Genomic DNA, 2,628 nt, shown 5'->3' with positions numbered 1-2,628 from the left:
TGTTAGCGGCCGTGAAAAACTGCCCATAGGCGGCCACATAAGTGCCCACTGATGGCCAGCAAAAGTGCCCATTGGTGGCCATGAGATCTGCCCATTCTTTTCTAGCACCGCCGTGTTCTTAGCGGCGGGAGCCCCTTCCTGGAGTTTTGATGTCGGTGTCTAGTCGCACCAAACCACATCAGGAAGAGGCTCTGTATGAAGTCTGACGGAGAAATCATGGAAATTCTTGAAGCGTACGATCTTACGCAGTCGTTGCGTGCCGCGGCGCAGCTCGCGGGTTGTTCCCACCACACGGTGGCCAAGCACGTCGCCGCCCGTGACGCCGGGCGGCCCCTGGCGGAACCGGTGGCCCGGGACAGGGTAACCGATGAATTCCTGCCCAAGATCGAGCAGTGGGTCGATGCCACGAAGGGCCGGATCCGGGCTGATATCGCCCACACAAAACTGGTCGGGATGGGCTACGAGGGATCGGAGCGCTCTACCCGCCGGGCGGTGGCCCAGGTCAAGGCAGCCTGGAAGCTGGGACGGGTGCGGGTGCATCGGCCCTGGGTGACCGAGCCAGGCGGCTGGCTGCAATATGATTTCGGGGACGGCCCCTATATTGACGGGGTGAAGACCGTGTTGTTCGTGGCCTGGCTGGCCTGGTCGAGGTTCAGGATTGTGATCGCGCTGCGGGACCGGACGGCGCCGTCTGTGTTTGCCGCCCTGGATCGGTCTTTCCGGCTGATTGGGGGTGTCACGACTTACATCCTCACTGACAACGAGAAAACAGTGACCGTCTCCCATGTCGCCGGCGTTCCGGTGCGCAACCAGCAGACCGTTGATTTCGCCCGCCACTACGGGGTGACGGTGTTGACCTGCCAGCCGGCGGATCCTGCCTCAAAGGGCGGGGTGGAGTCGTCGGTGAAGGTTGCCAAGGCCGATCTCGTGCCCAAGGACACAAACCTGCTCCCCGAGTATGGATCCTTCGCCGAGGTGGAGGCCGCCTGCGAGGCATTCATGGCCCACATCAACGCCCGCGAGCACCGAACGACCAAGCGCAAGACCGCTGTCATGCTTGCCGAGGAGGCCCTGCGCCTGCACCGGGTCCCGGAAACAGCGCACACGGTCTCCTTCGGCCTGGCCCGGACCGTGCCGCCGAACACGCCCATGGTCACCTTCAACAACGCCATGTATTCCGTGCCGTCCCATCTGCTCGGGGCTCGGGTGTTTGTCCGCGCCCACGGCACCGGACCGGACGAGCAGGTCATCATCGTCCACCACGGCGCGCACGGCCCCGTTGAGGTGGCACGCCATGGCCGGGCACGGCCCGGGAGCCCTGCGGTCAACGACGAGCATTTTCCCGGACATGTGGAGAAAATCCCCGGGGACTACACGCCACGGGCCCGCACCGGGGCAGAGGCAGAGTTTTTGGCCATCGGCGGCGGCGCCGTGACCTGGCTGAAGGAAGCCGCCGCGGTCGGCACGTCCCGGATGAACGTGAAGATGGCCGAGGCCGTGTCCCTGGCAAAGATCGCCGGCGTCATCGACGTTGACCGGGCCCTGGGCACGGCCGCGATCCACGGCCGCTTCGCCCACGGCGACCTCTCCTCGATCCTGCATGCCGGCCGGGCCAGCACCATCACGCACGTCGCCAGGGAGGAAACCTCCCTGACCCAGGGCACCGGCGCCTGGGCCGCCATCACCACCACCATCGTCAGCGAGGACAAGCAGTGACCCCGATCAATACCACCGCCGCGCCCTTGCCCGCGGACGTTGAAGCCATGATGCGTTCCTTGAAGATGCCCCACGCCCGTGCCCTGGCGCCGGAACTGATGGCCACGGCCCGCGCCCAGCGCTGGGAACCAGTGGAAGTCATCAAAGCCCTCTTCGCCGAGGAAGTCAGCGGCCGGGCCCGCTCCATGCTCGCCACCCGGCGCAAGGCCGCCGGGTTCCCGACCGGGAAAACCTTCGATGCCTGGGACCCCGGCGCCTCCTCGATCCCGGCGCCGACCCAACAGGCCCTGCGGACCCTGGAATGGATCCGCCGCGGGGAAAACCTCGTCGTCTGCGGGCCCTCCGGGACAGGAAAGACGTTCTTCCTTGAAGCCCTGGGCCAGCAAGCCGTGGAAGAAGGCATGCGCGTGGCCTGGTTCCGGCTCGAGGACCTCGGCCAACTCATCCGCGCCCACCGCACCGACGACTCCGTCACCCGGGCCATCAACCGGGTGCTGCGTGCCGATTTGGTGGTCGTCGATGACATCGGGCTCCTCGCCGTCGGTGCGGACGCCGCCGAGGGACTCTACCGGGTCGTGGATGCAGCCTACGAGAAACGCTCCATCGCGATTTCCTCCAACCTGCACCCCGCCGGCTTTGACGAGCTCATGCCCAAAACCCTGGCGACGGCAACGGTGGACAGACTGCTGCACCACGCCCACATCTGCCAGACCAGCGGCGACTCCGTCAGGCTGACGCAGGCCCTGACCGGAAAAGGAGTGACACAACTGAGCTAAAACACCGGAACGGAATGGCCACCCACAAACCTATATTTTGCGGGCAGATCTCATGGCCATGTCCGGGCATTTATGTTGGCCACCAGCGGGCAGAAGAACTGGCCGCTGGTGGGCAGAAAGTAATGGCCCTTGACAC

The 2,628-nt window shown here is 65.3% G+C and carries 2 protein-coding genes; both read left to right on the top strand.

From position 1 onward, the window contains the following. Window positions 1-195: 195 nt before the first annotated feature. On the top strand, window positions 196-1,716 hold the full coding sequence (gene istA, locus PV761_RS24085; RefSeq protein WP_347900034.1) for an IS21 family transposase: 1,521 nt from the start codon (window positions 196-198) through the stop codon (window positions 1,714-1,716). Then, complete coding sequence (istB, locus tag PV761_RS24080; RefSeq protein WP_347900033.1) at window positions 1,713-2,492, top strand: IS21-like element helper ATPase IstB; 780 nt, start codon at window positions 1,713-1,715, stop codon at window positions 2,490-2,492. The genes istA and istB overlap by 4 nt, the downstream gene beginning before the upstream one ends. The last annotated feature ends 136 nt before the right edge of the window (window positions 2,493-2,628 follow it).

The organism is Arthrobacter sp. CC3 (genome assembly GCF_039907775.1).
Taxonomy (GTDB): Bacteria; Actinomycetota; Actinomycetes; order Actinomycetales; family Micrococcaceae; genus Arthrobacter.
The sequence above is the reverse complement of the archived record's forward strand: the minus strand, read 5'-3'. Positions and strand labels throughout refer to the sequence as shown.